This window comes from Cutibacterium modestum (assembly GCF_008326345.1).
In the GTDB taxonomy this organism is placed as follows: Bacteria; Actinomycetota; Actinomycetes; order Propionibacteriales; family Propionibacteriaceae; genus Cutibacterium; species Cutibacterium modestum.
Window position 1 is genome coordinate 476,210 of record NZ_BJEN01000001.1, and the last position, 12,938, is coordinate 489,147.

11 protein-coding genes, 1 tRNA gene and 1 pseudogene are annotated in these 12,938 nt (G+C 59.8%); 2 read left to right on the plus strand and 11 right to left on the minus strand.

Annotation, left to right across the window (positions count from 1 at the left end; all coding sequences use genetic code 11):
• Positions 1–124: 124 nt before the first annotated feature.
• From F1563_RS02370 to pdxS, 7 genes and pseudogenes are all read right to left on the minus strand, one after another.
• The gene (locus F1563_RS02370; RefSeq protein WP_007433770.1) at positions 125–1,159 is read right to left on the minus strand and encodes an esterase/lipase family protein; all 1,035 of its coding nucleotides are present in this window, start codon (positions 1,157–1,159) and stop codon (positions 125–127) included.
• A 354-nt stretch (positions 1,160–1,513) separates the two neighbouring features.
• A tRNA-Ile gene (locus F1563_RS02375) sits at positions 1,514–1,587 on the minus strand.
• A gap of 166 nt (positions 1,588–1,753) precedes the next feature.
• Positions 1,754–2,920, minus strand: a pseudogene (locus F1563_RS13970) (APC family permease); the annotation flags it as partial.
• Positions 2,920–3,621, minus strand: coding sequence for a dethiobiotin synthase (gene bioD, locus F1563_RS02395; RefSeq protein WP_002527423.1), 702 nt, complete (start codon positions 3,619–3,621; stop codon positions 2,920–2,922). The pseudogene F1563_RS13970 and the gene bioD, both read right to left, overlap by 1 nt.
• Positions 3,618–4,970, minus strand: coding sequence for an adenosylmethionine--8-amino-7-oxononanoate transaminase (bioA, locus tag F1563_RS02400; protein ID WP_002527424.1), 1,353 nt, complete (start codon positions 4,968–4,970; stop codon positions 3,618–3,620). The genes bioD and bioA overlap by 4 nt, the downstream gene beginning before the upstream one ends.
• A 70-nt stretch (positions 4,971–5,040) precedes the next feature.
• A complete protein-coding gene (pdxT, locus tag F1563_RS02405; RefSeq protein ID WP_227431976.1) occupies positions 5,041–5,646 on the minus strand; it encodes a pyridoxal 5'-phosphate synthase glutaminase subunit PdxT in 606 nt (201 codons plus the stop codon).
• A 1-nt stretch (position 5,647) separates the two neighbouring features.
• Entirely contained in the window at positions 5,648–6,553 is a 906-nt protein-coding gene (pdxS, locus tag F1563_RS02410) for a pyridoxal 5'-phosphate synthase lyase subunit PdxS (protein WP_081414883.1), read from the minus strand.
• Positions 6,554–6,636: 83 nt separating this feature from the next.
• On the opposite strand from pdxS, the gene pdxR reads away from it, so the two are divergent.
• Positions 6,637–8,052, plus strand: a complete 1,416-nt coding sequence (gene pdxR, locus F1563_RS02415; protein WP_081414884.1) for a MocR-like pyridoxine biosynthesis transcription factor PdxR — start codon at positions 6,637–6,639, stop codon at positions 8,050–8,052.
• Positions 8,053–8,107: 55 nt separating this feature from the next.
• Here the strand turns inward: pdxR and cysK are convergent, their stop codons facing one another.
• The 4 genes from cysK to otsB all read right to left on the minus strand — a co-directional run bounded on the left by cysK (position 8,108) and on the right by otsB (position 11,381).
• Complete coding sequence (gene cysK / locus F1563_RS02420) at positions 8,108–9,043, minus strand: cysteine synthase A (protein ID WP_002527428.1); 936 nt, start codon at positions 9,041–9,043, stop codon at positions 8,108–8,110.
• A 62-nt stretch (positions 9,044–9,105) separates the two neighbouring features.
• Positions 9,106–9,654, minus strand: a complete 549-nt coding sequence (locus F1563_RS02425; protein ID WP_002527429.1) for a YeeE/YedE thiosulfate transporter family protein — start codon at positions 9,652–9,654, stop codon at positions 9,106–9,108.
• Positions 9,654–10,115, minus strand: coding sequence for a YeeE/YedE thiosulfate transporter family protein (locus tag F1563_RS02430; RefSeq protein WP_002527430.1), 462 nt, complete (start codon positions 10,113–10,115; stop codon positions 9,654–9,656). Before F1563_RS02430 ends, F1563_RS02425 begins: the two co-directional genes overlap by 1 nt.
• Before the next feature lie 390 nt (positions 10,116–10,505).
• Complete coding sequence (gene otsB, locus F1563_RS02440) at positions 10,506–11,381, minus strand: trehalose-phosphatase (protein WP_002527431.1); 876 nt, start codon at positions 11,379–11,381, stop codon at positions 10,506–10,508.
• A 141-nt stretch (positions 11,382–11,522) separates the two neighbouring features.
• Here otsB and F1563_RS02445 point away from each other — a divergent pair, with 141 nt between their 5' ends.
• Positions 11,523–12,926, plus strand: coding sequence for an alpha,alpha-trehalose-phosphate synthase (UDP-forming) (locus F1563_RS02445; RefSeq protein WP_002527432.1), 1,404 nt, complete (start codon positions 11,523–11,525; stop codon positions 12,924–12,926).
• Positions 12,927–12,938 lie beyond the last annotated feature (12 nt).

Consider the following 12,938-nt stretch of genomic DNA (forward strand, 5'->3'; position numbering starts at 1 on the left):
GGTCGTCACTGTCCACACCGACGAGGCTAGCGGTCGCCCGAAACATCGGATTAGCGCTGACTGCCACGTCGGCAACCAGCGCTAACACACGGGAATCATCGCATCGATCAAGCAATAACAAAGATCACTGGATGTACCCCGGCACGTAGACGCAGCGGATCTTCTTAGCTTTGTTTGGAAGCAGTGTGTTGAATACGACCTGGAAGGCAACCGGATCGTAGGTGAACCCGAAGTGGTCCGTATGGTCTTTGGCACACACAGACTGCATGGTGATGTTCGTTACCCCAGGCTGACGGATGAATGCGTTGGTGTATGGCGTCACGACATCGTCATACTTGGTACTGATGACCGTGTAACGCACGCCTGGTGCAGTCATCCCGCCATCATTGAGCTCACCGAGGAAGGTAGATCCTGCGAGCTGTTGTGGCAACGACTCGAAATTGTGCCTATCTGCGTAGCTCTGTAGGGCTCGCGCGCTCAAACTGCCGGGTCGGTCGAAGCCAGCCAACGTGACTAGACCGTAGACACTTGTGCCCTTGTTCGACGGGACGAGGCCAATGAGGTGGTTGACGACCCGGTTTCCTCCAAACCACTTGATATAAGCACGAGGAAGAGGACCTCCACCCTGGGAATGACCAACGAGGTCAACCTTCTCAGCACCTGTCGCTGCTCGCACTTTATCGACATAATGAGCCAGAAATGCAGCACTAGAACGAATATCACCGACGGTAGCTGCCCATTCTCGGTCAGGGTTGGTTTGAATGTTGTAATTGAAAGTAAATACACACAGACCAGCCGATTTAAGCTCAGGTGCGTAATACGACCATGTTGCGAATGCATCCTCGCGGGTGCCAGGGATGAGAACAACGGGGCGAGTACCCGGGGCAGGCTTACACGTAAAGTCGTTAGCACCCTTGGGATTTGCACCCGCATGCCAACGCGAGTACTGCGAGGCCACGGGCCAGGTGCGGAACTGTGGTCCTGTGCCATTCGACGGTACGCCATCTGGACTATGCGGAGCGGCAACGCCGCCGGGGTGATCAGGAGTGATTCCCGAGTCCGTAGCCCACGAAGTACCGACCGCCATGGTCATCGATAGCACAATCGCGGCGGCGGTGAAGACAGCGAGGACTGTTCTGCGTAGCTCGATAGATCTCATAAATCGCATTCCTTAGTCGATCAATTGCCTGGCTCCTATGCCAGGACGGTGATCACACTACCCGGGGCAGGGTGTGCCTTAGCCCACCATCCCCACAAAGAACAACCGTGCACAGTTGCCGATATCCCGATGCACATATCGTCACCGATTAGCCCAGCCAAGACGCCTCAATCAGTTGCCGATTGACACCGGGGTAATCACCTTCGTCCATTAAAAAGCTACGCAGTCCCTTACGGCGTATTCGCCTGGGCCTAGACGGGCGACTTCATGCCTCGAAGTGAAGTTACAGATCCCATAACGGGGATGGCGAACGTTAACATCGTTACGTCCGCAAAGACCTCAAACCGTACAAGGTAGGGCGTGCGGGGCTCGAACCCGCGACCCAGGGATTATGAGTCCCCTGCTCTGACCGGCTGAGCTAACGCCCCGAGACGAGTAGCTACCTTACCGGGTAAAATGTCCGCGAGCACCTTGCGTTGCTGACCCTGGCGTCTGATCACCGAACAGCCCCGTTGATTGACAACTCCGCGGTAGCATTTTGGGTGATGTCGTGGTGGCTGGAAGCTTTGAGCATGGCCATCCTCGTCATCGTGATGATCTTTCCTTGAAGATGCACTGGACGATGACGTCAGCATGCAGCAAGACATAACTGGAGAGGGCCCCGAACGTCACCAGAGTCGGCATAGTCTCAACGTGGGAATCAAAGTCGCGGTGACGGACGCTACGACGACGATGGCCACTCACGGGACGCCTTTGGAGTTGGTATGCGAAAGCACGGGAGACATGACCTTGTCACGAGCCATTACGAAGATCAACCGGACCGTTGAGGAATGGGCGACCACAAGGCAGGCAAAGATAGCAACAAAGGCGCTGACGACGGTGAACACCGGAATAAACCATGCCGGGCAGACCACGTCGACGGCGTGATAAAAAGCCCGATTAGTCGCCCCACCGGGCGCGAAAGGAGTGGCATCGGAAACCAATCCAGCAGCCATCACCTGAACCCCAAACAAGGCAGCGAGCAGGCCCACAGGGTGAGGGTGGCTATGCCGACGGCGCGACCTCCACCACGGGCTTCCTCATTGAGGGTAGCGACGGCGTCGAACCCAAGTAGCTCAGCGCCGCAACGGAGACGGCGGAGGCCACCGAGGTCCACGACGTTCCCGGCTGTCACAGCGCGTGCCAACTCCAGACAACGTCTCCGCTAGCCAACCCCCGACAGACGCACACCAAAAAGAAGGCGATTGTCGCGAGTTGGATGGCCAACAACACAATGCCCACCCGCGTTGTGACAGTTACACCCTGCAGGTTGAGGGCCATGGAGGCCAGCACAAAGACGAGGGCAAAAATCTTGATGGGAACATTGGGCCAGATATGGGCCAGGGCGACCGCCGATAGCACCGTGAGCAAGGCGGGCATGAGGATGTAGTCGAGCAAGATGAGCCATCCCGCGATGAACCCTGGAGTGCACCCCAGGAAGAAACGGGTATACCCATACACCGATCCTGCTACCGGGAACCGCAAGGCCATCTCCCGGTAGCTGATGGCCGATAGCCCCATCACAACTGCCGCTACGAGGTATACCAGTACTGGCACGCCTCCGGAACGGTTAACCACCGGTCCAAAGACAGCCACCGGAGCCATCGAGACGAAGAAGAGCAAGCCGTAGACCAATAACGAACCAAAGGGCAATTGACGGTTGAGACTGGGCTGGTAACCCAAGTCCTCCAATTCAGCGTCAGGAGCGAAAGTTGCGTTCACTAAATCCCTCCAAGATTCCGAGCCGTCTGTTGGACGGCTTCGGGGTCCTTACCAATGCCAGCGGGAATGACACCGGCCAATGGGGCTGTGGCGGCATCCTCAATCTCTTCGAGGTTGCACCTCTCAGCGAGGTCGGGCTCGGCCGGCCACGAGCCAATGACTATGGCGTCAACCAGATGCCCACGATCGCGGATGGCATTACAAGTCAAACCAGTGTGGTTAAGGGTGCCAAGCACCGAGCGTGTGGCAACGATGATGTGGGGCTCGTGCCCGCGTCGGGCAAGGGCATCCATGAGGTCAAGGACTCCGGCCCCATCGTTGTCCAAGCCGACGAGGACACCGCCTGCTCCCTCGACCAAGGTAACGTCATGGCCGTCGGAATCGATGATGATGCAAGTTGCGACCTCTTCGATGGAGGGAATGGTCATGCCGGCGCGGGCGGCCGAGGTGGTCGGCGCTAGCGGCTCGGGGCAACGCACGTACTCCAGCAGGTTGTCGGCGTCGACACCGGAGAGTCGACCAGCTTCATGGACGTCGCCAGGCTCCTCAGGAGCCAGACCGGTCTGGTATGGCTTGATGATGAGGACGTCTTTGCCAGCTTGCTTCAGCGCTGCGGCAATGACCGCGGTAGTGACGGTTTTGCCGGCATCGGTGTCAGTTCCGGTAACGATGACGATTCCGTCGAGATCGATAATGTTCATGATTCCTTCCGGTGACCGGCATCGGCTAGAGCAGCACCACGTTGATCTGCGACAACGGCACGCATCCCGGCAGCTATGGCCCTCAGATCATCGTCAGTGCAGATATAGGGCGGCATAGCGTAGACGAGATTGCGGAAGGGTCGAAGCCACACCCCGTTCTCGACGGCGGTGCGAGTAGCCCTTCTCATGACAATCGGGGTGTCGATCTGGACTACCGCGATAGCCCCGAAGACGCGGACGTCGGTGACTCCGGGCTCATCGCCCAGCGGCGCCAGCTCCCTAGACATCACGTCAGCGATGCGGGTGACGTCGTCGCGCCATTGCCCCTGGGAGATGATGGCCAGACTCGCCGCAGTGACGGCACTAGCCAAGGGGTTTCCCATGAAGGTGGGGCCATGCATAAGGGATCTGCCCGGACCGCGACTGACCTCGTTGGCAAACTCATCGGAACAAAGAACCGCCGATTGCGTCATGTACCCGCCGGTCATGGATTTTCCGACCACTATGATATCGGGAACGACGCCGGCCCATTCGCAGGCGAAGAGTTTGCCGGTTCGCCCAAACCCGGTAGCGACCTCGTCAGCGATAAAAACCAGGTCGAGCTCGTTGGCGCGACAGCACAAGTGCCTCAGACAGGCCGGAGACCACGGCCACATGCCCCCGGCCCCCTGCAAGATAGGCTCGACGATAATCCCAGCCAGGTCATCGCGGTGGAAGTTCAGGATCTCGTCGGCCTCGCTGCACCACGTCTCGACTTCAGCCTCGTCGGCGGCGAAGGCAGGAGGGCGCGGCAGGAAGATCTGCTGGGGAATAGAGTCGCTGAACATGGCATGCATGCCACCGATAGGGTCGCACACGCTCATGGCACCGAGAGTATCGCCGTGATAGGCCCCTCGGAGGGCGGCAATGCGTGTCCTCGTCAAGGTGCCGCCGCGTGCTGCGGAGCGGGCAATCTGCACCTGCCGAGCCAATTTGAGGCTCACTTCCACGCCGACCGACCCCGAATCGGCGAGGAAGACGCGATCCAGCGGTGGCGGGGCAAGGTCCACCAGTGCCGTGACGGCGTCAACTGCGGTCTTGTGGGTGAGTCCCCCAAACATGACGTGGCTGAACTGAGAACTCTGACGGTTGAGGGCCTCGTCAAGGACTGGATTGCGGTAGCCGTGAATCTGGCACCACCACGAGGCCATCGCGTCGATGACCTCATAGCGGTGTTCTCCATCATGCAACCGCAACCGGACTCCGTTAGCGGCCATCACTGCGAGCACCGGGTCCGCCCCGACGGTCGGGGCGTAGGGGTGCCAAGCGTGGCGTCGATCATATTCGAGAAGCTGCTGTTCAAGACTCACAGCGAGGAATGCTAGCTGCCGTTATTGAACGGTGTTCAGGAGGGGTCGTTATGAGCTACCCCGGTGGCCTTCAGACCCTCGTACACACGTCTTGCAACCACCTGCGGTGCACCCGGTCATCGTCAGTCTCTTCAGGATGGAATGACAGGGCGAGAATGTTCCTTTGCCTCACCCCGACGATGGCTCCGCTTGTGTGGCCCGCCTCATCGGGCAGTCGGGAGATGACCTCGACATCGGGGCCCACCCGGGTGACGACGGGAGCCCGGATGAAGGTAGCCGGGATACCCTCCCCGACCCCGTCGACGTCGAGGGTCCCCTCAAAAGAGTCCAGCTGGGACCCGAAAGCATTGCGACGCACAGTGACGTCGAGTAAGCCAAGGGTCTGCTGGCCCTTGGCCGCGTCCTCCAGATCGGTAGCCAGCACGACGAGACCGGCACAGGTGGCCAGCACCGGCAGCCCGCCGCTTACGGCATCCCGCAGCGGCTCAGCGAGACCGAAAGACCTCATAAGTTTGTCGATCACGGTCGACTCTCCGCCGGGTAAAACGATCCCATCGAGACCGTCGAGATCAGCGCCTCGACGGACCCGACGGGGACTGGCCCCAAGCGACTCGAGAAGCCCGATGTGCTCGGCGAACCCGCCTTGTATAGCCACCACCCCAATGAGCGGGGTCATGTCACCAACCTCGCTCAGCCAGACGGTGTGGGGCTGGCACGTCAGCAACATTGATGCCGACCATGGCCTCGCCCAGACCGCGGGAAACCTCGGCAATCGTGTCGGGGTCGTCGTAGGCGGTCGTTGCCTTGACGATGGCTGCGGCACGGGCGGCCGGGTTGCCGGACTTGAAGATTCCCGAGCCCACGAAGACACCCTGGGCACCCATCTGCATGACGAGGGCGGCATCGGCAGGGGTTGCCACTCCTCCGGCAACGAAGAGCACCACCGGAAGCCCGCCGGTCCGTGCCACCTCGGCGACGAGGTTGTAAGGAGCCTGCAGTTCTTTGGCTGCCACGTAGAGCTCGTCAGGAGACATGCTGCTCAGCCGCGCCATCTCGGCCCGGACGGCGCGAAGATGGCGGACGGCCTCCGAGACGTCACCGGTACCCGCTTCTCCCTTTGAACGAATCATCGCGGCACCCTCAGTGATGCGGCGCAGGGCTTCGCCCAGATTCGTTGCCCCACACACAAAGGGAACGTCAAAGGCCCACTTATCGATGTGATTGGCGTAGTCAGCCGGGCTGAGCACTTCCGATTCGTCAATGAAGTCCACTTTGAGGGATTCGAGCACCTGAGCCTCGACGAAGTGGCCGATCCGGGCCTTGGCCATAACAGGGATGGAGACGGCGTCAATGATTCCCTCGATGAGGTCGGGGTCGCTCATCCTCGCCACACCACCCTGGGCCCGGATGTCGGCGGGGACTCGCTCCAGCGCCATGACGGCGCTTGCCCCGGCATCCTCGGCGATCCTTGCCTGCTCTGGCGTAACGACGTCCATGATGACGCCACCCTTGAGCATGTCGGCTAATCCGCGCTTGACCCGTGTCGTTCCAGTGCTATTCGTTTCAGAGCTGTGTTCACTCATGGACCCCATCGAATCCGCAATTGTGGTTCATGGCAAGATCCATATATGACCACTTTCGTTGGACCACTTTTCGGTTCGCGGTCATGAGACCGGACCTCGTCGTCGACCTGCCGTTACGTCTGCCCAACGATCCGCGTCCGTTACCGGTCCGGATCTGCGAAGGGATACGCGGACTTGTCATGGACGGCGTACTCGCTCCCGGGGACCACCTACCAAGCACCCGCGTCCTGTCGACTCAACTCAGGGTGTCACGGGGAAGCGTCGTCGCCTCCTACGAACAACTTGAAGCAGAGGGATATCTCGTGGCCGCCGCCGGCTCTGGAACCCAGGTCAATCCCGACCTGCGGGGCCTTCATCGTCGCTCAACCACTACGGCAGCGGCTCCTCGGGCTCAACATTATCAGGGAATCGACCTCACCCCTGGAGCACCCGACACCGCTGGGTTGGCGAACTCAGCATGGCGCTCGGCATGGCATCGCGCCTGCGTCAACCCACCCCGCATCACCGACCCGCTAGGGTCACCGGGCCTGCGCGAGGAGATTGCCGAGCATTTGCGTCAAATGCGCAGCTTGCTGGCCGATCCGCGTCAGGTCGTCGTCACCGGAGGCGCGCGAGCGGGGCTGGCTGAGCTCATCCAGGTGCTGTGCAATGGATCCCATCGCCTCACAATCGGCGTGGAGAGCCCCGGATACCCCAGCTTGAGGAGGGTTCCGACAGCTCTCGGGCATCGGATAGCCGGCCTGCCGACCGACAACCAAGGCCTAGACCCTGCCAGCCTCCCCACCGGTCATGGCGGGAAACGTCTAGACGCCGTGCTGGTTACCCCCAGCCACCAGTATCCGTGGGGCGGGTCACTATCAGCGAGCCGCCGGGCAGCCGTCATCGAATGGGCGGAAAAGGTCTCGTGCTGGATCGTCGAGGACGACTTCGACTCTGAGCTGCGTCACGTGGGTGCACCACTACCTGCCCTGGCTTCCCTAGACGAAAAGCACACCATCTTGCTGGGAACCTTCTCGTCACTACTCACCCCAGCGCTGGGATGTGGTTATCTCGTCGTACCTCCCGCTCTCGTTCACTCCTTCGCCCAGCAGCGTCGAGCCACCGGCCAACCCGTTCCGGCCATCGTCCAAGAGGCTGTGGCCGGCTACCTCTCCACCGGCGCCCTACGTCGACGTACCCAACGAATGCGTCAGGTCTACCGACGTCGACGCCGCACCGTTATCGACGTCCTGGGATCGTTACCAGGGACAACTCTGCAACCGATCGACGGCGGCCTGCACGCTGTCCTGGTATTCAATGGGTCCGAGGAGGACGTCGTCCAGCGGTGCCGACAAGAGGGAGTTGGCGTCACACCATTGTCGACTTATTGGGGATCCAACGACGCCGAAGCGGCAGGGATTGTCCTCGGTTTCGGCAGCCACAACGACTCGACCCTTGTCTGCGCGCTGAAGATCATCGCCAGTGCCGTAACCGAGCATAGCCGCACACCGCCGAGGTAATGCGCAGTGGCCGGCACCCCGAAAGGTGTCGGCCACATAGTCCGCAAATCTACCCTCAGTCGACGAGGCCCTTGAACAGAGCAGTCGACAGGTAGCGCTCACCGGTGTCGGCGATGACGACGACAATCGTCTTGCCGGCAGACTCCGGGCGAGCAGCTACCTGGCCGGCAGCCTGCAGGGCGCCACCACCAGAGATACCCGTGATGATCCCTTCCTCGGCGGCCGCGCGACGGGCAAAATCAATAGCTTCATCGCCGGGAACCAGCAGGATCTCGTCGACGATGGACTTGTCGAGGTTGTCCGGAACGAACCCCGGGCCCCAGCCCTGGATCTTGTGCGGGGCCTTCTCGTCTTTCGTGATGACGGGGGACTCGGCGGGCTCTGCACCGAAGGTCTTGACCTCGGGGTTCTTCTCCTTGAGGTACTTGCCAACGCCAGAGATGGTGCCGCCGGTGCCGATGCCAGCAACGATGGCGTCGACCTTGCCGTCAGTGTCGTCCCAGATTTCTTCACCGGTGCGATCATGATGGATCGCCGGGTTAGCAGGGTTGTCGAACTGGCTAGCCAGGATGGCGCCAGGGGTGTTCTCGACAATCTCGGCAGCCTTGGCGCTGGCCCCCGGCACGCCGTCAGCACCGGGGGTGAGCACCAACTCGGCACCCAGAAGACGAATGATGGCGCGACGCTCCTTGGACATCGTCTCAGGCATGGTGATGACGACCTTATAGCCGCGCGCCGCGCCAACTAGAGCCAGGCCGACACCCGTATTGCCGGACGTGGCCTCCACGATAGTGCCTCCCGGCTTGAGCTGACCGGAAGCCTCGGCTGCGTCAACGATGGACTTAGCAATACGGTCCTTGAGGCTAGAGGCCGGATTGTAAAACTCGAGCTTAGCTAGCACGGTGGCCTGGGAACCCGGGAACATCTTGTTAATCTTGACCAGCGGAGTGTCACCGATAAGCGCAGTGACGTCGTTAGCGATCTTCGCCATGGTAATAAATCCTTTCGATTGACTATCTGGTGAGTGCAATTGATGGTGAGCGTAGATGTGGGTTATACCTTTTCGACGGTAATCGTCTGGTCGGCACCACCCACCTTTCGAAAATCGATAACCGCGTAGCCAGCCACGGCTGCCAACTCGGAAATGGAGCCGGTGACCTGAGTGCAGTCGAAATTAATCGTCGATCCCCGCCCGGAAGTCCGGAGATGACCTTCTGAATCTCGATCAGGGGAAACGGCCATACATGCCCGCCGGCTTCTAGAACATGGGTAGCCATGACGCTCCTTCAGCGACGGTGATGGATGACAGCGTCCCAAGGACTTGAAGCGGCGAGTGAAGCCAACCACAAAGACTTCCGTGACGAGGCTCGCCCCAGGAACATAGAAAAGAAAGCGGTCCCGCTCTGGAAGCTGAACTGGGCGGTACCATGGCACTGCTGGTAATGCGCCACCAGCCCAGCTGACACCGATGTCCATGCAAAGGCCACCAGCGATCGACTTAACGACCTGGGTGGCGCCAGAAATACGAACCCGGAATTCACCGGATGCTTTGGCGGCAATAGCGGATCCGACGAGGACCCCAATGACGACGACACCCAGCATCACGGTGGGAATCCACGCGGAAACCCGGGGGCTAGAATAGTTGTTAACGGCGCTTTGAGGGGCCTTATCGTGAAATTGACGCCTGCCAAGGCACCGTACTTCATGGCGGCAGTACCGACGGCGTAGAACATCAACGCAATCCATGATCCAACTAGCCTCTTACCACTACGGGACCATGCTTCGGCAGTGCACCCGTCAGCCAGCACAATCGAGACGCCGAAGAGTACTCCACCGACGATGACACCAAACCACAGCAACAGCTTCCACAACAAATGGATGACACCGAGTTGAGTCGGCGTCGTGACGGCAATGGCCTGAATCGCAATGACAAGCATAAAGGCCGCCATACAGGTCATGTTTTTGGCTACCCATACCTGACGAAAGGCTTTGGTGGCACAGAGGTGACCACGCTGGAGAACAAATCCAAAGAAAATTCCAACAAGAAGGCCGGTCAGAATCATGGTGACTTCCACTCAGGACGTCTCGCCGACTCAATTCGTCGAGACGACGAACAATAGTACGCACCTCTCAGGCGCGAAAGCGGCATACGACCATGGGTCGCTCATGCTCAACATGCTGGTTAGATCAGCAACAGCACCGACACATGGAACACATCATCATGGCGAAGGTCATGACCGGTTGATCGCCACGAGTGCTCCAAACACCGTGTGTATCCACCATTCCACCTTTCCACTCGCTAACCGTAACCAATGATCACGCCGCAACGTTTATCAACTTTTTGACGTGCTCCGTGTGACGTTAACCACCAGTGACGTCAAAAAATATGCAAGCACAGCCGCCTTGACTGTTCAAGAAAACAGCAATTTTGTCTTATATTTCGATATTGTGTATCACATTTCAGTACAGACGCGATCTGCGAGGGCTTCCAGAAAGGCCGAGATCCCCTCCGTCTGGTCACAGATGATGTCAGCATGGTCAGCCATTGACGGCTGTTCCCCAGAGAAACTGACCACGCGGGCACCAGGGTGACCGGCATTGATCCACCCGGCCACGACGTCGAGAGCCGGAACATCACCCAAATCGTCACCGCACATGATGAGAATTTGCGGCTCAACCTCGTCAATCAGTTCGCGCAAGGCCTGAGCCTTCGTCGTGACAGCAGATTTCAACTCGATGATGTTGCGGCCGTCCTCACAATGCAGTTGCAGATCGGTCGCGATCATGCGCGCCCTCGGCGCAGCGGTAGCGAGGGCGTGGGCCGGGTCGACGGCTCGGCGGGTGTGCAAAGCGATGGCGCGCCCCTTGTCCTCGATCCAGCAGCCTCTATCCCGCGGATCCTCCCGCCCGAGCTCCTCGGCAAGGTCTTCCAGCTGCCCTTTAGCGATGCGCACCGCTTCGGGAACCTCCGGATCTCGGAGTGCACCAGAGACAGCGTCGTACCGTTCTACTCCGTATTGTCCGAGCACAACTAAGTGTTCCAGACCTGGCAGCTTGTCAACGGCCGTCATGCGTCGTACTGCCGCAACTTCTCGTCCGGTGACGATGGCCATCGTGGCTAACTTGCCGTCCATACGAGACATCGCTTCCCGAGACTCTTGCGCCATCGTCGAGGCAGCCGGATCATCGACGATTGGGGCCAAGGTGCCGTCGAAGTCCAGTGCGAGCAGCACGGTCGCTGGATCGGCTGCTGCGGCGTCCAAGATCCCCCTTCCAGCATCAGTCAGAGCGATCCAGGACTTATCGGCTGGTTCAGGACGGACAGTCATGAGCCAATCGTCACATACACCAGACTCACGATGGGTTCCAGCCGCCAAATAGCGAAGAACACCCTCGAGTGGTGTCAACGGTTGGTAGCGTGAAAGTGGCCTTGCTGCACAGCATGACCACCACGAGAGGTGTGATCGAAGATGTCGGAGACCGTCCAGGACAAGGTCGACTTCCTTGTCATTGCAAACCGTTTGCCCGTGGACCGCAAGGCCGACGACGACGGCAACGTTAGTTGGAAGTCCTCCCCCGGTGGCCTCGTCACCGCTCTGGAACCTGTCATGCAGCGCAAGGGCGGTGCATGGATCGGATGGCACGGCGCGCCGGATGAAGTCGTCAAACCCTTCCACCATGACGGTTATGACATCCATCCGGTACCACTAAGCGCTCGAGAGGTCGAGGAGTACTACGAGGGATTCTCTAACGCGACTCTGTGGCCACTGTACCACGACTGCATAGTCGAGCCCATCTTCCACCGCGAGTGGTGGGACGCCTTCCAGAAAGTCAACAAGAGGTTTGCTGGACAAGCCGCTGAGCAGGCCGCAGAGGGCGCCACCGTGTGGGTGCAGGATTACCAGCTCAACCTTGTACCGAAGTACCTGCGTGAGATGCGGCCAGACCTGCGCATTGGATTCTTCCTTCACATTCCGTTCCCGCCGATTGAGCTCTACAGCCGCCTGCCGTGGCGCGAGGAGCTCGTCGAGGGGTTGTTGGGAGCTGACCTCGTCGGGTTCCAGACCCCGGGAGCCGCCGCCAATTTTCAGCGATTGGCGAAGCACCGCCCGGGGGTTACTGCCGCTCGTGGTCGCGCCCACACCCCGGACGGCCGCACCGTCGTCATTCGTGACTTCCCGATTTCGATCGACTCGCGTGGATTCCACGAACTGGCCACCTCGGAGAAGGTCAAAGCTGAGGCTGCCAAGCTTCGTGAAGACCTTGGTAACCCGGGGACGATCATCTTCGGAGTCGACCGTCTCGATTACACCAAGGGTCTTCGCCAGCGCATCCGTGCAGTCGGAGAGCTGTTCAAGGAGGGCAAGCTCGATCCCCACGAGGTCGTCTTCCTGCAGCTAGCCACCCCATCGCGGGAACGCGTCGACGAATACAAGATCTTGCGTGACGATATCAACCTGCTCGTCGGCCAAATCAACTCGAAGGCCGGGACAATCGCCAACCGTGCGCTGGTCTACCGCAACGAGTCGGTGCCGCGTGAGGTGCTGGTAGCGATGTACCAGGTGGCTGACCTCATGCTCGTGACCCCAGTGCGTGATGGCATGAATCTGGTCGCCAAGGAGTACATTGCTTGCCGCTCGAATGACGACTCTGCGCTAGTGCTTTCCGAGTTCGCTGGTGCAGCCCGTGAGCTCAAGCAGGCCTACATGGTGAATCCGTATGACATTGACGGCATGAAAGCCACCATCATGAGGGCACTCACGGACTCCCCCAAGGTCAAGGCCCGCAAAATGCGGTCCATGCGTCGGCAGGTCTTCGACAAAACGATCGACGTCTGGGCAGACGACTTTCTCACCGAGCTGGAAGACCGTTGAGGGCTGGGTAAC